The sequence below is a fragment of the Amycolatopsis sp. NPDC033938 genome (assembly GCF_055575975.1).
In genome coordinates this window covers 31916-48765 of the sequence record NZ_JBVIRO010000007.1, presented here as the reverse complement: position 1 = coordinate 48765, position 16850 = coordinate 31916, and the positions used below count along the sequence as shown (strand labels likewise).

The following is a 16850-nucleotide window of genomic DNA, read 5'->3' as shown; positions in this document are numbered from 1 at the left end:
CGTTCGGGGGGGGGCCTTCACCGACCAGCCTTCACCGATCAGCGACCCCTCAAAGCGACAGATCCACCACGATCGGCGCGTGGTCCGAAGGGCCCTTCCCCTTCCGCGCCTCACGGTCCACATAGGAATCGGTGACCGCGCCCGCCACCACGGCGTCGGCGTAAACGAGGTCGATCCGCATTCCCTTGTTGTTCGGGAAGTTCCCGGCCCGGTAGTCCCAGTAGGTGAACGGGTGGTCGTACTTCAGCGGCCGCGGGAACACGTCGGACAGCCCGAGGTCCCGCAGCGCCGCCAATGCCTTCCGCTCCGGCTCGGTCACGTGCGTCGACTCGGCGAACAGGGCGATGTCCCACACGTCCGCGTCGGTCGGCGCGATGTTGAAGTCGCCGAGCACCGCGAACGGCAGCCCGCGCGCCTGCTCCTCGCGCACGGTCGCTTCCAGCGCCGAGAGCCAGGCCAGTTTGTAGTCGTAGTGCGGGTTCCCCAGCTCGCGGCCGTTCGGCACGTACACCGACCACAGCCGGAGCCCGCCGCAGGTGGCGCCGATCGCCCGCGCGTCGGTCTTGTCCTCGAAGGTGGGCTCGCCGGTCAGCCCCCGCGTGACGTCCTCCAGCCCCACCCTCGACACGATGGCGACGCCGTTCCAGCGGCCGATGCCGTACGCGGCCGTCTCGTAGCCCAGTTCCCGCACCGCGTCGACCGGGAAGGCGTCGGTGCCGGATTTGAGTTCCTGCAGGCACAGCACATCCGGTTGCACCGAGCCCAGCCAGTCAAGGACCCTCGGCAGCCGGGGCCCGATCGAGTTCACGTTCCAGGTCGCGATCCGCATGCCCGCGAGCGTCCCACACCGCACCGACACGACGATGCGAAAGGGCCCCTGCCGCGACGGGTCACGTCGCGACAGGGGCCGGCCGGGGTAGAGGTCAGACCCCGGTGGTCGAGCGGATCCAGGAGCGGGCCGAAGCGACGCTGCCGTAGTTGTTGGTGCCGCGGACGTTCGAGCCGCTCTGGTTCTGCACGGTCGAAGCGACACCGACCTGGACGCCGTTGGAGACCTGAGGGCCGCCCGAGTCGCCCTTCCAGGCCGAACCGTCGATGCCGACGCTCTGGATGGCCGGGCCGCCGTAGGCGTCGGTCGAGCTGCCGGTGACGCGGACGTTGGCCACCTTCAGCGCCGAGGCGGGCGGGCCGGTCGGAGTCTCCCGGCCCCAGCCGTAGAGCTGGTTGGTGCTGCCGACCGACGGGTTCGAGCTGGCAAGGGCGATCGGCGTGACACCGGCGTCGGAGGCCAGGTGCAGCAGCGAGATGTCGGAGCCGGCGGGCGAGGACACCTTGCGGTCGACGGCGATCTCGCGGCCGCCCTGCAGCTGGTTGCTGCCGACGCGGACCCGCATGCCGGTGCCGTCGGAGTCCAGGCAGTGCTTGGCGGTCAGGACCCAGCGCTGGGCGATGACGCTGCCGGAGCAGTTGAAGCCGTCCCACTGACGGCCGGGGGTGTTGACGTAGACCTGGGCGCCCCAGCTCACGGTGGGGGCGGTGCCGCCGCCCACGATGTTGGGCTGGACCCCGGTCGGGGTGCCCGCGGAGGCGACCGCGCCGGCGGTCATGGTGAGGGCTGCGGCGGCGAGGGTGGCGGCGCCCAGTGTACGAAGACGGCTCACGGTGCAGGAGTCCTTTCGAGCGTCATGAGGACGAAGAACCGAGTGAAGTGGCTCTGGGACGGAAAGTAATCACCCGATTCACCCGCTAGGAACCAACGAACGTCTGGTCCGATCGAATATCCGACTTAGGTCGGTATACGTAGTGAAAAGCGGCCCGCATCGTGGTACGTGCCACCCGAATGAGCGCTAGACCCTGGGGGCTCGTAAGACTGTCGGTGGGGCCCCATAGGCTTGGCGACGTGGCTGACCCGACCACCTACCGTCCCTCGCCGGGGAGCATCCCGGACGCCCCTGGCGTGTACAAATTCCGTGACGCCACGAAGAGGGTCATCTACGTCGGCAAGGCGAAAAGCCTCCGCAGCCGGCTGAACTCCTACTTCGCCGACATCACCGGCTTGCATCCGCGCACGCGCCAGATGGTGACGACGGCGGCGAGCGTCGAGTGGACCGTGGTGAGCACCGAGGTCGAGGCGCTCCAGCTGGAGTACAACTGGATCAAGGAGTTCGACCCGCGGTTCAACGTCCGCTACCGCGACGACAAGAGCTACCCCGTCCTCGCCGTCACGATGAACGAGGAGTTCCCGCGCCTGCACGTCTACCGCGGCGCGCGCAAGAAGGGCGTCCGGTACTTCGGGCCGTACGCGCACGCTTGGGCCATCCGCGAGACGCTCGACCTGCTGCTCCGGGTCTTCCCGGCACGCACCTGCTCGGCCGGGGTCTTCAAACGGCACGGCCAGATCGGCAGGCCCTGCCTCCTCGGCTACATCGGCAAATGCTCGGCGCCGTGCGTCGGCAAGGTGTCCGCCGACGAGCATCGCGACATCGTCGAGGACTTCTGCGACTTCCTCGCCGGCCGCACCGACGCGATGATCCGCCGCCTGGAACAGGAAATGGCGGCCGCGTCCGAGGAGCTGGAGTTCGAGCGCGCGGCCCGGCTGCGCGACGACCTCGGCGCGCTGCGGCGGGCGATGGAGAAGCAGGCGGTGGTGCTCGGCGACGGCACGGACGCCGACGTCGTCGCCTTCGCCCACGACGAACTCGAGGCCGCGGTCCAGGTCTTCCACGTCCGCGGCGGCCGCGTCCGGGGTCAGCGCGGCTGGGTGATCGACAAGGCCGAGGAGATGGACGTCAAGGACCTCGTCGACCACTTCCTCACGCAGTTCTACGGCGAACAGGCCGAACGCGCCGACGATCCCGACGGCGGCCCGCCGGTACCGCGCGAGGTGCTCGTCCCCGAACTCCCCGCCGACGCCGAGGCGCTCGGCGAATGGCTTTCCGGGCTGCGCGGTTCGCGGGTGAGCCTGCGGGTGCCGCAGCGCGGCGACAAACGCGCGCTGGCGGAGACGGTGACCCGCAACGCCGGCGAGGCGTTCACCCAGCACAAACTGCGCCGGGCGGGCGATCTCACCGCGCGGTCGGCCGCGCTCGCGGAACTGCAGGACTACCTGGCGCTGGAGACGGCGCCGCTGCGCATCGAATGCGTCGACATCAGCCATATCCAGGGCAGTGACGTGGTCGCGTCGCTCGTGGTGTTCGAGGACGGCATCCCGCGCAAGTCCGAATACCGGCGGTTCGCACTGCGCGAGGCCGCCGAGGAAGGCGACGTCGCTTCGATCGCCGAGGTCGTCCGCCGCCGTTTTTACCGTTATCTCAAGGAAAACGCCGAGGGCGCCGCCGTCGATCCGGACCGGCCCGGCATCGACCCGGAGACCGGCAAACCGCGCAAGTTCGCCTACGCGCCGAACCTGCTCGTCGTCGACGGCGCGGGCCCGCAGGCCACCGCCGCCGCGGACGTCCTCTCCGAACTGGGCATCACCGACATCGCCGTGGTCGGCCTGGCGAAGCGGCTGGAAGAGGTGTGGCTGCCCGGTGATCCCGATCCGGTGATCCTGCCACGCACCTCCGACGCGCTGTATCTGCTGCAGCGGCTGCGCGACGAGGCACACCGCTTCGCCATCCGCTACCACCGGGAGAAGCGGTCCAAGCGATTGCAGGTGTCCGCATTGGACGGTGTGCCGGGATTGGGGCAGGCTCGCCGTACCGCGCTGATCAAGCATTTCGGTTCGGTGAAGAAACTCCGCGAAGCACGGATCGAGGAGATCGAGGCGGTGCCCGGTTTCGGCAGGCGCACCGCGGAAGCGGTCGTCGCGGCGCTCGCAGGGGAGCCCGCGACGACGGGGGAGTCAGGTACGACGTGATCGGGGAAAGGACCATCGTGAGTGCGCAAGAAGAAGGCCGCGGTTCCGGGATGGAGGTCGCGGTCGTCTCCGGGTTGTCCGGGGCGGGCCGCAGTACCGCCGCGAAATGCCTGGAGGACCTCGGCTGGTTCGTGGTGGACAACCTGCCGCCCGAGCTGATCGCCACCATGGTCGAACTCGGCGCGCAGGCGCGGGGTGCGATCACCAAGGTCGCCGTCGTGATGGACGTGCGGTCGCGCGCGTTCACCGACGACCTGGCGTCGGTCATCAAGGACCTCGACGCCCGCGGCTACAAGCCCCGCGTGCTGTTCCTGGAGGCCACCGACGCGGTGCTGGTGCGCCGGTTCGAGGCCGTCCGCCGCGGACACCCGATGCAGGGGGACGGCAGGCTCGCCGACGGCATCACCGCGGAGCGCACGCTCCTGGAGCCGCTGCGGGAAGAAGCCGACCTCGTGCTCGACACGTCGTCGCTTTCGGTGCACGACCTGCGCGCCAAGATCGAGGACGCGTTCGGTTCCGAGGCGAGCACGCAGACCCGCGTCACCGTGCTGTCCTTCGGCTACAAGTACGGCCTGCCGATGGACGCGGACCTGGTGATGGACGTCCGGTTCCTGCCGAACCCCTTCTGGATCCCGGAGCTGCGCGATCACACCGGCCTCGAGGGCGAGGTCCGCAACTACGTGCTCAGCCAGGAAGGCGCGGACGAATTCCTGGACCGCTATCACCAGCTGCTGCGCCTGATCGGCGCCGGTTACAAGCGCGAGGGCAAGCGGTACCTGACGCTGGCCGTCGGCTGCACGGGCGGGAAGCACCGCAGTGTCGCCATTTCCGAGGAACTCGCCCAGCGTCTGTCCAATGAGGACGGTATGGCCGTGAAGGTGGTGCACCGCGACCTTGGCCGCGAGTAGCGCACCGCGCGCGGTCGCCTTGGGTGGCGGGCACGGCCTGCACGCCACCCTCACCGCGTTGCGCCGGGTGACCTCGCAGGTCACCGCCGTGGTCACCGTCGCCGACGACGGGGGCTCGTCCGGCAGGCTCCGCCGCGAACTGGGGCTGCTGCCGCCGGGCGACCTGCGGCAGGCCTTCGCCGCGTTCGCCGCCGAAGACGGCGGGACCTTGTGGGCGGAGGTGTTCCAGCACCGCTTCGGCGGTGACGGCGCGCTCGCCGGGCACGCGGTCGGGAACCTGTTGCTGGCCGGGCTGTTCGAGGTGCTCGGCGATCCGGTCGCCGCCCTCGACGAGGCGAGCAGGCTCATGGGCATCTCCGGCCGGGTCCTGCCGATGTCACCCGAACCGCTGGAAATCCAAGGTGAGGTTTCGGGGCTGGACGCCGAGAATCCCGAAGCGCTCAGGCGGATCCGCGGTCAGGTGGCGGTGGCGACCACACCCGGTCAGGTGCACCGGATCAGCCTGCATCCGACGGGACGGGCCGACAGGCCGCCGCGGGGCTGCGCGGAGGCGATCGAAGCGGTACTCGGCGCGGACGTGGTGTTCCTCGGCCCGGGGTCGTGGTTCACCAGCGTGCTCCCGCATCTGCTGGTCCCGGACCTGCACGACGCGCTGGTCCGGACGAAGGCCACGAAGGTGGTCATTCTCAATCTGATCCCCCAACCGGGGGAGACAGCGGGCTTCTCTCCGGAGAAGCATCTGGACGTGCTCTACGAACACGCCCCGGAATTGCGCGTGGACGCGGTCATCGCGGACCGTGACTCGGTGCCCTCACCAGCCCGGTTACGGGAAGCGGCCGAGAGACTCGGCGCACGGGCGTTGCTGGGGGCGGTGGCTGACCCGGTCGTGACGGGGCGGCATGATCCTGATGCGCTCGCGGGCTGTATGCGAGACGCTCTGGAGTCTCACCGGGGGAGGAGCTGAAGGTATGGAGGGGCAGCGATGGCGATGACCGCCGCCGTGAAGGACGAGCTGAGCCGGCTGGAGATCACCAAGATCGGCCCACGCCGCGCGGAGGTCGCGTCGATGCTGCGATTCGCGGGCGGGCTGCATATCGTGGCCGGCCGCGTCGTGGTGGAGGCCGAACTGGACACCGGTTCGGTGGCGAGGCGGCTGCGCAAGGAGATCCACGAACTGTACGGACATCAGTCCGACGTCCACGTCATCTCCTCCAGCGGCTTGCGCAAGGGCACGCGGTACGTCGTCCGGGTGGTCAAGGACGGTGAGGGCCTCGCCCGGCAGACCGGTCTGATCGACCAGCGGGGCCGTCCGGTGCGCGGGCTGCCCGCCGCCGTCGTGTCCGGCGGGGTCGCCGACGCCGAAGCCGCCTGGCGCGGCGCGTTCCTGGCGCACGGTTCGCTCACCGAACCCGGCCGCTCGTCGTCGCTCGAAGTCACCTGCCCGGGCCCGGAGGCCGCGCTGGCGCTCGTCGGCGCCGCCCGCCGGATGGGCATCCAGGCCAAATCGCGTGAGGTGCGCGGAGCGGACAGGGTCGTGGTGCGCGACGGCGACGCCATCGGTGCCCTGCTGACCCGGCTCGGCGCGCACACGAGTGTGCTCGCGTGGGAAGAGCGGCGGATGCGCCGCGAGGTGCGCGCCACCGCGAACCGGCTCGCGAACTTCGACGACGCCAACCTCCGGCGCTCGGCCCGCGCGGCCGTCGCGGCGGCGGCCAGGGTCGAGCGGGCACTGGACATCCTGGGCGACTCCGCGCCGGATCACCTGCTCGCCGCGGGCAAACTGCGGCTGTCGAACCGGCAGGCCTCGCTTGAGGAACTCGGCCAGCTGTCCGACCCGCAGATGACCAAGGACGCCGTCGCCGGCCGGATCCGCCGCCTGCTGGCGATGGCCGACAAGAAGGCGAAGGAACAGGGCATCCCGGACACCGAATCCGCCGTGACCCCGGACATGCTGGAAGAGGACGAGGCCTGAGCACCCCGCGTTTAGTCCTCTGAATGCGTGTACCGGCCGCATTTAGAGGACTAAACGCGGTGTTCGCCGAAGACGTCACAGGTGGCCGGGTCGCCGTCGAGAGCCGCGGTGGCCAGCAGGACGGCGCCCGCGGTCCACGTGGTGCGCTCGTCCGGCCAGAACTCGTCGTCCGCGAACTGATAGCCGGTCCAGTACGAACCGTCCTCGTGCCGTAGCCGGGCAAGGCACGCGAGGAGTTCGGCGGCGCGGGCACGCTCACCGCGGGCGGCGAGGGTCAGGCAGAGTTCGGCGGTCTCCCCGCCGGTGACCCACGGTTCGTGGTGCACACAGCGCACCCCCAGCCCGGGTTCGACGAACCGGCTCCAGCCCGCGGCCAGCCGTGCCGTGGCGTCGGGGCCGGTCACCACCGAACCGAGGATCGGGTAGTACCAGTCCATCGCGTGCGGTTTCGCGGCGAACAACCCCGGCTCGCCGGTCAGCGCCTCGCGGAGACGGCGAGCCGAGTCCCGCCATCGCGGACGGCTCAGGCCCAGCGAAGCCGCGAGGGCGATCGCCTGGGTCAGCGCGTGATGGATGCTGCTGCACCCGGTGACCAGCCGGACGCCGGGATCGGCCCGCCAGGCGACGGCACCCGACGGTTGCTGCCGGGTGAGGACGGCGTCGATGGCCTTGTCCACCACCGGCCACATCCGCTCCAGGTACGCGGGGTCTTCGCGCAGCAGAAAGTGGTGCCGGACCCCGACCGCGACGTAGGCGGTGAAGTTCGTGTCCATAGTGGACGAACTGATCCCGCCGTCGCGGTACTCGGCCGCCCACGAGCCATCGGAGCGCTGGTTGCGCGCCAGCCAGTCGTAGGCGGCTTCGGCCTCGGCGTGCCGCCCCGCGACGTCCAGTCCCATGGCGGCTTCGAGGTGGTTCCACGGGTCGAGGTGGCCGCCGGACCGCCAGGGGATCCCGCCGTCCGGCCGTTGCGCGGCGGCGATGGTGGCCGCGGTGTCCTTCACGGCTTGCGGGCGTAGACGACGAGGCTTTTGCCGAGTACCGGATTCAGCACGCGCTCGGCGAACCTCACCGGGCGGGGACTCCGCATGATGTCCCACACCAGGAACCGGTGGTACAGCGTGCAGAGCCGGTGGTCTTCGTCAGGGCCGACGGCGCATTTCAGCCACCAGTACGGCGAGTGCAGCGCGTGCGCGTGATGGCCGCCCGTCGGCCGCAGCCCCGCCTCCCTGAGCCTGCCGAGGAGTTCCCGGCGCCGGTAGATCCGGATGTGCCCGCCCTCGACCTCGTGGTAGGAATCCGAGAGCAGCCAGCAGATCCGCTCCGGCCACCAGCGGGGAACGGTCGCCACCATCCGGCCACCGGGCGCCAGTACGCGGCTGACCTCCGCGAGGGCCGTCCGGTCGGCGTGGAGGTGTTCCAGCGTCTCGGCCACGATCACCCGCGTGAAGGAGCCGCTCGGGAACGGGAGCCGCAACGCGTCGGCACGGACGGCCAGCGCCGACGCCGAGGCCGGTGCCTCGCCCGCCTCCGCGAGGTTGGCGAACATGTCCCGTACGTACTTCAGCGCGGTGTCGTCGAGGTCGGCGGCGACCACGTCCGCGCCGCGTTTGTAGGCCTCGTACGCGTGCCGTCCGTCCCCGCAGCCGAGGTCGAGCACCCGGTCGCCGGGGCCGACGGGGAACCGGTCGAAGTCGACGGTCAGCACTCGGCACGCTCCTGCCCGAGGAGCCGCCGGTAGTGCGCGGCGGTCTCCTCGGCGGTGCGCCGCCAGCTCAGCGCCTTCGCCGTTTCCAGACCGCGGGCCGCGAGATCGGCACGCAGGTGTTCGTCGCCGAGGACCTTGGTGAGGGCCTCGGCGAGCGCGGGCGCGTCACCCGGCGGCACCAGGATCCCCGCGTCACCCACGACTTCGGGAAGGGCACCGCCGGTCGTCGCGACCACCGGGGTGCCACAGGCCATCGCTTCGACGGCCGGGAGCGAGAATCCTTCGAACAGTGAAGGCACACAGGCGATCTCTGCCGAGCAGAGCAACCGTGCCAGTTCGTCGTCGGTGAGTCCGGTGACGAAGCGGACGTCGGCACTGGGGCCGAGCCGGGCGAGCGCCCGCGCGGCCGGGCCGTCCGGTTTCGGCCTGCCCACGACCACCAGCTCGCCGTCGATCCGGTCCCAGGCAGCCAAGAGGTGTTCGAGACCCTTCAACGGTTCGTCAGCGCTGGCGGTGGCCACCACCCGGCCCGGCACGCGGTCGATTTCAGGCCGTGGCCGGAAGAACCGCGTGTCCGCGGCGAGCGGGACGACGTGGATCCGGTCCTGGAGCACCCCCATTTCACGGCTGATCGCCGTGCGGGAGGCGTGCGACACGGTCAGCGTGGGGAGCCGCCGCGCGACGCGGTGCTGCATGTCGACGAAGCCGTACCACCGCTTGACCCTCGCCGCCTCCCGGCCGGTGACGGTGGCGAGCTTCAGATCGCGGTCCACGGCGATCGGATGATGGATCGTGGCGATGGTGGGTAGTCCACAATGGAGAGTTCCGTAGCCGAGCCCTTGGTTGTCGTGGACGAGGTCGAACTCGCCCCGGCGCTTCGCGAGATGGCGGGCGGCGCGCAGGGAGAACGCCAGCGGTTCCGGGAAGCCACCGCGTCGCATGCCGAGGAACTCGACCCACGACGCCACGTCACGCAGTTCTCGCGGTCGCGGGGTCCGGAACGGATCCGGCTCCGCGAACAGGTCGAGTCCCGGGAGCTTCGTCAACCGCACGCCGTCATCGACCTCCGGATAGGGCGGCCCGGACAGGACCTCGACCCGGTGTCCCAGTGCGGCGAGTTCGCGGCTCAACTGCCGGACGTACACCCCTTGACCGCCGCTGCGGGGGTTTCCCCGGTAGGTCAGGAGCGCGATCCGCAACGCGCTCACCGCTCACTCCCTGGCACCCCAGTATTCGAGCTGCGTACGGATCTTGCGGGTTTCCTGATGCCGTTCGCCGCGGACTTCGACGGAATCGCCGAGCAACTGGGTCCAGGCCGAGAGGGCTTCGGTGACTTGACCGGCTTTGGCGAGGGTGAGAGCGAGCCCGAACCGGAGGTCGAGGACGTCGGGATGCCGGTCATTCAGCCGTCCCGTCGCTTCGTCGAGGAGCCGTCGGTACTCCGAAACAACGGGGGGGGGGTGCTCGATTTCGGCGCTCCAGAAAGCGATGTTGTGCCGGATGTGGCTGACGATCTCGTCGTCGCCCAAGGCCTGTTTCGCCTGCGGCAGCAGTTCTCGTGCCAGCCGGAGGGCTTCCTCGCCGTTCCCGGTCTTGCCCGTCGCCACTGCGAGGAAGTGCCGCGCGTGCAGCGTTTCGCGATGGTCGGGGCCGAGTGCCCTGGTCGCGTCCTGGACCAGGGCTTCGAACGCGGCCCGGGATTCCTCGAGGCGGCCGAGTTCGGCGAGGAGGTGCCCGATGTTGTTGCGGACGCTCAAAACGTCTTCGTCGCCTTCGCTCAGTGTGGCGGTGACGATCGGCAACAGCTCCTCGAACCGCGTGAGTGCCGTGGCGGCGTCCCCTGCCTTGCCGGTCCAGGTGGCGTGCCTTGCCTTGCAGCGCAACGTGATCCGGTCGGTCTCCCCGAGTTGCCGGGCCGCGCGGTTTGCCCAGGCGGCCCAGCGTTCCCGGTTCTCGACGGGAATCGGAGAGGCCCGGCGCTCCAGCGCCCGCAAAGCGTCTTCGTGCAGATCGGCGAGCCAGAAGTACTCGGCTTCGTTGGCACCGGCGTAGCTCTGTTCGAGGGTCGGCTCGTCGTCTCCGGTCACCGGCGGCACCTCCGAGGTCGCCTCCGCCAGCCGGACCCGCAGGGTGCCGGCCGCGCCGGTGAACAGCGAAGACAGGGCGCCCGTCCACAGAACGGTTTCGTCGGCCAGACCCGCCTGCGTCCGGCTGACGGAGTCACCGAGTTCGGCGAGGAAGTCGCGGACGTGCACCTGCCTGTCCGGGCCCCCGCTCGCCGCGCTCGCCTTGGTGAGGATCGAGATCGGGATGGGGCCACGGCCCGCGGCCACCTGCAGCAGGTCCAGGAGAACCGCCCGTGCGGGCTGGGGCGCGGCCGTCGCGCCGGTGTCCTCATCGGACTCCGGCCAGGCTTCCTCCTGGGTGACATTGATGAAGGTGACCGTCGAATCGCCGAGCCGGACGACGTCGCGGTGGGTCAGTACGGCGTTCAGCACGCGGCGCCCGTTGACGAAGGAGCCGTTGGCGGAGTCGAGGTCGGTCAGCCACGCTGTCTCGCCGTCCCAGCGGATCTCGCAGTGGAGCCGGGAAACCCGCGAGTCGTTGAGGCGGAGCGCGGCCTTCCTGCTGCGGCCGAGGGTGATGAGCCCGTAGGACAGTTCGTGCGTGACCGGCGGCTGGCCGGGGACGTCGATGATCAGGGTGCCGGGCGTGAGCTTCGGCGAGGTGGGCGAACCGCCGGGTCGTTGCACTTGTCCCGGCACCGGCCGCGTCCTGCCGTGCACCACCTGAGTCCGGTCCGGCTCCGGTCGGGTGCCGGACACCCGATTACGCCCCGTGGGATACATGTCGACAGTGACGGCGGCGGCCGTGAGGCTGCTCCGCTCACGTGTCGACAGCACCGTTTTGACCCACTCCAGCGCCGGATCGGCCGACAGGATCCGGAGAAAGTCGCTCAGCCGGGCGCCGACGTCCGGGTCGAGGTCGTCGAGCCCGTCGACCGCGATCCGCACGTGGTCGTTCGTCCACTGTGGAGCGAGGGTGCGCAGGGGGCCGAGAAGGACCAGATCGAAAGCGCTTGCGCCGTTGCGCGCGTCGTCGTCGAGCCCACTCGAAAACGTCTCGGACGCCTCGGCGAAACCGGGCACGGTGCGCCGCAACTGGCGGGCCAGTTCCCTCGCGAGCTGCTCCGCGGACTGGCCGCGCGCGGCGAACAGTACGGCGTGCAGGAAGTCCGGCGGCACGTACGCGCCGGCCACCGACGGCCGCGCCAGCGCGGCGAGCATGGTCGACTTCCCGGACTTCTCCCCGCCAGTGATCGCGACCAGGCGCGCCCCGGTGAGCAGATGCCCGACGGTTTTCCCGAGCCGTGGGTCCGGCTCGTAGTCCTCGGTCAGCCGCTCGATCAGCGGGGCGGCGGGGTTGCCGGCCAGCGGCGAACGTCGCCACGCGGGGGAGGAGTTGAGCGCGATCCAGAGTCCCTGATCGGCCTCGGTCACCTCGCGGGTGCCGTCGAAACCCAGGTGCACGGCGGTCTGCATCGGGCAGAGCCCGGCGATGACCCGTTTGAGATCCGCGCAGCGGACGCGCTCGCCGAGGCCTTCGTGCCCCGAACGCAGCACGGTGACCAGCGAGCGGCTGAAGCAGCCGTTGGCCGCGACGCGGTCGTCGGACGCGGTGAGCAGGTCGAACCGTTTCCCCGCCTCGCCGACGATCCGCAGCCAGCGCCTGCCCGCCTGCAACGCCCCGATGCCGGCGTGGCAGGTGTCGAGCAGGATCACCAGGCCGTCCAGCATCGAGTAGCGGCCGAGGAGTTCCTTGATCCGCTGGGCGAACAGGAACGATCTCCGGCTGTCCACCGGCAGGCTGGTGTCCTTCGTGAGGAAGTAGAAGTCGTCGTCGGCGTATTCGCCGTGCCCGACGAGAGAGAGGAAGAGCGTCGCCTCGTCCTCCGACGCGCGCTCGAACGCTTCGGCCAACGCGTCGTCGAGTTCGACCATGGTCGGGTCGACGAGCAGTCCGCGTCCGTCCGCGAGAGCGGGGACGCAGCCGCCGATCTCGGAATCGAGCAAAGCCGCCGAAACCTGCTCGCCGGCGTCCGGGAGGAACGACAACAGATTCAACGCCTCGCACTGCGACGCGACGACCAGTGACCTCCGCTCTCCCACGGAGATCACTTTGTCTCATCGAAGGGTCACCGGCAAGGGCATACGCGATACTGTGCGTGTCGATACGGGAAAGGGGTGCCGGTGGCTCGGATCGTTCTGGTGCACGGCATCGCCCAGGAACAGAAGTCCGCGGACACCCTCGAGGCGGAATGGCTTCCGAGCCTGGCGGGCGGGGTCCGGCTCGCCGGTGACCCGGCGCTGGCCGACGACCTCTGGCGGGACGCCCGGCCGGGCGCGGCGCGGATGGCTTTCTATGGCGACTTGTTCCTCCGTGACGGTCAGCAGGGTGGCGCGGACGAGTTGACCGCCGAGGAATGGGGACTCGCCGAGACACTGGCCGCGGAATGGCTGCGGAACGCGGCTTCGTCGGCCGCCCGCGAGGCGGACCGGACCCGCGCTCAGGCCGAATTGGCCCGGCTGACGGAGGATCGCGGGGAAGAGCAAGGCGTGCGCGCCGCCGCCCGTCCGGTGCTGAACGCGCTGGTGCGGCTGCGGCCTTTCGCCCGCCTCGGCGTCGCGTTCGCCGAACGCGTGGTGGTCAAGGCACTCAAACAAGTGACGCTGTACCTCACCGACGAGACGATCCGGAAACGCGTCCAGGACCGCGTCGCCGAGCACATCGGCCCGGAGACCGAAGTCATCATCGGGCATTCACTCGGTTCCGTCGTCGCCTACGAAGCCGCGCATCTGCACGGCCGCCCGCTGCCGCTGCTGCTCACCCTCGGCTCGCCGCTCGGCTTGCGCACGGTGGTCTACGAGCGGACCCGGCCGCAGCCGCCGTCCGTCCCGCCCGGGGTCGCGCGCTGGGTGAACCTCGCCGATCGCGACGATCTCGTCGCCGCCCGGCCGGATCTCACTCCGCTGTTCCCCGGAGCGGTGGGTGTTCTCGACAGCGCTTACACGGTCGACAACGGGGCCAAACCGCACGAGGCGGCGTTCTACCTGGCCAAGCGCCGCACCGGTGAAGTCCTTTCCGCCGCGCTGAGCTAGTCCTTCGGTCGCGCGGGTCGTGAGTGGCGATTCGTGTTCTAACCCGAATCGCCACTCACGACCGTTACCTGCCCCCGAAAGGCGTAACGCGGCGGTTTCCGCGGCGACGACGGAAGGAAACAGCGTCCCTCGAAGCTCACTGCCGAGGTGATCTTCGAGGGAAGGGGCAGCCATGCGGGTATCGGCGGAGGTGGGCACGTGGCTCACCCGGCGCAGCAGCCGGGCGGGTGACTGGTGGGCGGCGGATCTGGTCGCCGCCAAACGCGGCACCCGGGTTTCGGTGGTGATCCCGGCCCGCGACGAGGAGGAGACCGTCGGCGCGATCGTCGGCACCATCCGGCGCGAACTCGTCGAACGCGTTCCCCTGGTGGACGAGATCCTGGTGGTGGACAGCCATTCCACCGACGCCACCGCCGAGGTCGCGCGGGCGGCCGGTGCGGACGTCGTCAGGCAGGACGCGGTGTTCCCCGAACTGGAAAGCCTGACCGGCAAAGGGGAAGCGCTCTGGAAAGGGGTCGCCGAAACCACCGGTGACCTCGTCGTCTTCGTCGACGGCGATCTTCGCGATTTCACCGCCGGCTACGTGACCGGACTGCTGGGGCCGTTGCTGACCGATCCGGCGATCGCCTACGTCAAGGGTTTCTACCACCGTCCGCTGATCGGCACGGCGGGCACCGAACCCGACGGTGGCGGCCGGGTCACCGAGCTCGTCGCCCGGCCGCTGCTCAACATGTACTGGCCGGAGCTCGCCGGGTTCGTCCAGCCGCTCGCCGGTGAATACGCCGGACGGCGCGAAGTGCTCGAAGGCATCCCGTTCGTCACCCACTACGGCGTCGAAGTCGGCCATCTGATCGACCTGCTCGAACTGCACGGCCTCGACGCGCTCGCGCAGGTCGACCTCGGCCACCGGACCCACCGGCACCAGGGCACGCAAGCACTCGGCCGGATGGCCGCGCAGATCATGCTGACCTTGATGGACCGGCTGGAACGCGGTGGCCGCGTGATCTCGGCGGCGCCGCCGTCCACCTCGCTCGCCCAGTTCAGGCGGGGCGAAGGGGAAGGCGTCGAACGCGAGCTGGTGCTCACTGACGTCGCCCTCACCCAGCGGCCGCCGCTGGAGAGCCTCCCGCCGGAGATCCGGCCGCGGAACGCACCCGCGTTGCGGAGGACGGCTTAGGCCGTGTCCTAGCGTCCGGCGGGAACCGGCGTCTTCGCGGGCTGCCAGCCGGGCGGGCCGAACACGTACCCGAGTTTGTCCCGCCACGACCTGGCCGCGCGGACGTCGCGCAGGATCGACCCGTACTCGTGGAAGCCGACTTTGAGCAGGTTGTAGGTCTCGATGTTCTTGGTCAGCCCGTAGGTCGGCCGTTTGCCCTCGGGCACGAAACTGCCGAACATCCGGTCCCAGATGATCAGGATGCCACCGTAGTTCGCGTCGAGGTACTCCTTGTCGCTGCCGTGGTGCACTCGATGGTGTGAAGGCGTGTTGAACACGTACTCGAACCAGCGAGGCAGCTTCCGGATCTTCTCGGTGTGCACGAAGAACTGGTACACGAGGTCGATCGACAGGCCGGTGAGGATCATCCACGGCGGGATGCCGGCGAAGGCCAGGATCGACCAGAACGGCAGCTGGAAGTATGGGGTCCACTTCTGCCGCAGCGCGGTCGAGAAGTTGTAGTGCTCGCTCGAATGGTGCACCTGATGACCCGCCCACATGAGCCGGACGCGGTGGCTGGCCCGATGGTAGGCGTAGAAGACGAGTTCCTGGCCGAGCAGCATCAGCACCCAGGTCCACCAGTCGGCCGGGCTGAACTTCACCGGCGCCAGCTCGTAGAGCGCGGCGAACACGAACAGCATGGCGATGCGGAAGACGCCGTTGATCACGACCGCCACCGCGCCCATGGCCATGCTGGTGCGGGTGTCCTTGACGCTGTAGCCGATGACGTTGTCGTCGTGCCCCAGTACGTGCAGCGCGAGGATCTCGATCGCGACGAACAGCAGGAACACCGGTGTCGCCATCAGCACCGGGTCACTCAGATGGGCAAGGAAATCCGCCACCGCACCGCTCCCTCTTCTCGTCCCGGGATCTGACCCAAAGGTAACTTACCCTAGGGTCATTTACCTCAGGGTAAGATAGCCGCCGTGACAGAAGCAAGGGCCGTCGGCACGAAGGGCGTGCCCCGTGAAGAGCGGGAAACGCAGATCGTGCGTGCCGGTACGGAGGAGTTCGGCAGGAACGGGTACGCCGGGGCATCGATGGTGGAGATCGCCCGCCGGGTCGGCGTCACGAAACCCTTGCTGTATCAATACTTCGGCTCGAAGGACGGGCTGTACCTCGCCTGCCTGCACCGAGCGGGGGACAGGCTGACCGAGGGCGTCGCCGAGACGATGGCGCAGGAGAGCGAGCCGCCGGAGCGGATGCCGCTGGCGGTGCTTTCGGCCATCTTCGAGACCTTCGACCACGACCGGTACGCGTGGAAGCTGCTTCGCGACCCGACAGTGCCCTCGACGGGGGAGATCGCCGGGGTCGCCGCGGACTACCGCTTCCGGCTCGACGGATTCGCCCTGGTCGGCGCCGCCCAGCTGATGCGATCGCGCGGGCTTGATGACGAGCGTGACATCGAGGCCATCGCCCAGGTGTGGACCGGGGTCGTCGATTCGCTGATCAGCTGGTGGATCGACCAGCCCGATCAGGACGCCGCGGCGATGACCGAACGGTGCGCGCGGATCATGCGGAACCTGTTCGGCTGGTGAGCGCGGCCGCCGCGGCCTCGCCGTCGGCGAAGGCGAGCGGAGGGCGGTCGTTCAGCGGGAACCAGGCGTAGTCGGAATTCTCTTCCGACAGCACGATTTCCGCGTCCGGCGGGAGTTCGCAGGTGAAGGTGAACGCGATCGTCACCAGGCCGGTGTCGCCGTAGACCGACGGATACGACCCGGCGAACCGGAGGTTCCGGAGTTCGCAGCCGATTTCCTCGAGTCCTTCGCGGACGAGGTTCTCTTCGGCGGTCTCGGCGCCGGAAAGGAAGCCTCCGACGGTGTCCCAGCCGCCCTTCCGGGGCTCATGGGCCCGGCGCAGTAACAGGATCCGGTCGCCGTCGAGGACGAGACCGACCGTGGTCGGCAGCGGGTTGTCGTATTTGGTGAAGCCGCAAGCGGGACACTCGACATGGGCGTCTTCACCGGACCCGGCGAGCCGGGTGCCCGCGCCGCAGCGGGGGCAGAACTTCCAGTCCTTCACCGGCCG

The 16850-nt window shown here is 69.7% G+C and carries 15 protein-coding genes; 7 read left to right on the top strand and 8 right to left on the bottom strand.

Annotated features, from left to right (window positions below; translation table 11 throughout):
- Window positions 1-49: 49 nt before the first annotated feature.
- Together ACZ5ZX_RS19615 and ACZ5ZX_RS19610 are read right to left on the bottom strand one after the other, a co-directional pair.
- Complete coding sequence (locus ACZ5ZX_RS19615) at window positions 50-829, bottom strand: exodeoxyribonuclease III (protein ID WP_465466573.1); 780 nt, start codon at window positions 827-829, stop codon at window positions 50-52.
- Window positions 830-923: 94 nt separating this feature from the next.
- Window positions 924-1661: a S1 family peptidase gene (locus tag ACZ5ZX_RS19610; RefSeq protein WP_465503426.1), complete on the bottom strand. Its 738-nt coding sequence runs from the start codon at window positions 1659-1661 to the stop codon at window positions 924-926.
- Between the two features lie 239 nt (window positions 1662-1900).
- Here ACZ5ZX_RS19610 and uvrC point away from each other — a divergent pair, with 239 nt between their 5' ends.
- The 4 genes from uvrC to whiA are packed head-to-tail and all read left to right on the top strand — an operon-like array spanning window position 1901 to window position 6739.
- A complete protein-coding gene (gene uvrC / locus ACZ5ZX_RS19605) occupies window positions 1901-3859 on the top strand; it encodes an excinuclease ABC subunit UvrC (RefSeq protein WP_465503425.1) in 1959 nt (652 codons plus the stop codon).
- A 50-nt stretch (window positions 3860-3909) separates the two neighbouring features.
- Window positions 3910-4767, top strand: coding sequence for an RNase adapter RapZ (gene rapZ / locus ACZ5ZX_RS19600; RefSeq protein WP_034311885.1), 858 nt, complete (start codon window positions 3910-3912; stop codon window positions 4765-4767).
- On the top strand, window positions 4754-5731 hold the full coding sequence (locus ACZ5ZX_RS19595) for a gluconeogenesis factor YvcK family protein (protein ID WP_465503424.1): 978 nt from the start codon (window positions 4754-4756) through the stop codon (window positions 5729-5731). Before rapZ ends, ACZ5ZX_RS19595 begins: the two co-directional genes overlap by 14 nt.
- An 18-nt stretch (window positions 5732-5749) precedes the next feature.
- The gene (gene whiA / locus ACZ5ZX_RS19590) at window positions 5750-6739 is read left to right on the top strand and encodes a DNA-binding protein WhiA (protein ID WP_044850376.1); all 990 of its coding nucleotides are present in this window, start codon (window positions 5750-5752) and stop codon (window positions 6737-6739) included.
- Between the two features lie 50 nt (window positions 6740-6789).
- Here whiA and ACZ5ZX_RS19585 read toward each other — a convergent pair whose 3' ends face one another.
- From ACZ5ZX_RS19585 to ACZ5ZX_RS19570, 4 genes are read right to left on the bottom strand one after another with little or no spacing between them, the layout of a single operon-like run.
- On the bottom strand, window positions 6790-7743 hold the full coding sequence (locus ACZ5ZX_RS19585) for a prenyltransferase/squalene oxidase repeat-containing protein (protein WP_465503423.1): 954 nt from the start codon (window positions 7741-7743) through the stop codon (window positions 6790-6792).
- A complete protein-coding gene (locus ACZ5ZX_RS19580) occupies window positions 7740-8447 on the bottom strand; it encodes a class I SAM-dependent methyltransferase (protein WP_465503422.1) in 708 nt (235 codons plus the stop codon). The genes ACZ5ZX_RS19585 and ACZ5ZX_RS19580 overlap by 4 nt, the downstream gene beginning before the upstream one ends.
- Window positions 8441-9655, bottom strand: coding sequence for a glycosyltransferase family 4 protein (locus ACZ5ZX_RS19575; RefSeq protein WP_465503421.1), 1215 nt, complete (start codon window positions 9653-9655; stop codon window positions 8441-8443). Before ACZ5ZX_RS19575 ends, ACZ5ZX_RS19580 begins: the two co-directional genes overlap by 7 nt.
- Before the next feature lie 3 nt (window positions 9656-9658).
- The gene (locus ACZ5ZX_RS19570; protein WP_465503420.1) at window positions 9659-12616 is read right to left on the bottom strand and encodes an FHA domain-containing protein; all 2958 of its coding nucleotides are present in this window, start codon (window positions 12614-12616) and stop codon (window positions 9659-9661) included.
- Between the two features lie 81 nt (window positions 12617-12697).
- Between ACZ5ZX_RS19570 and ACZ5ZX_RS19565 the strand changes: the two genes are divergently transcribed.
- Together ACZ5ZX_RS19565 and ACZ5ZX_RS19560 are read left to right on the top strand one after the other, a co-directional pair.
- Window positions 12698-13606, top strand: a complete 909-nt coding sequence (locus tag ACZ5ZX_RS19565; RefSeq protein WP_465503419.1) for a hypothetical protein — start codon at window positions 12698-12700, stop codon at window positions 13604-13606.
- Window positions 13607-13778: 172 nt separating this feature from the next.
- Entirely contained in the window at window positions 13779-14783 is a 1005-nt protein-coding gene (locus ACZ5ZX_RS19560; protein WP_465503418.1) for a glucosyl-3-phosphoglycerate synthase, read from the top strand.
- An 8-nt stretch (window positions 14784-14791) separates the two neighbouring features.
- Here ACZ5ZX_RS19560 and ACZ5ZX_RS19555 read toward each other — a convergent pair whose 3' ends face one another.
- Complete coding sequence (locus tag ACZ5ZX_RS19555) at window positions 14792-15664, bottom strand: sterol desaturase family protein (RefSeq protein ID WP_465503417.1); 873 nt, start codon at window positions 15662-15664, stop codon at window positions 14792-14794.
- Window positions 15665-15748: 84 nt separating this feature from the next.
- Here ACZ5ZX_RS19555 and ACZ5ZX_RS19550 point away from each other — a divergent pair, with 84 nt between their 5' ends.
- The gene (locus tag ACZ5ZX_RS19550; protein WP_465503416.1) at window positions 15749-16360 is read left to right on the top strand and encodes a TetR/AcrR family transcriptional regulator; all 612 of its coding nucleotides are present in this window, start codon (window positions 15749-15751) and stop codon (window positions 16358-16360) included.
- Here the strand turns inward: ACZ5ZX_RS19550 and ACZ5ZX_RS19545 are convergent.
- Window positions 16335-16844 carry an NUDIX domain-containing protein gene (locus ACZ5ZX_RS19545; RefSeq protein WP_465503415.1) on the bottom strand — a complete coding sequence of 170 codons (510 nt, stop codon included), beginning with the start codon at window positions 16842-16844 and terminating at the stop codon, window positions 16335-16337. The two genes, ACZ5ZX_RS19550 and ACZ5ZX_RS19545, sit on opposite strands and share 26 nt — an antisense overlap.
- Window positions 16845-16850 lie beyond the last annotated feature (6 nt).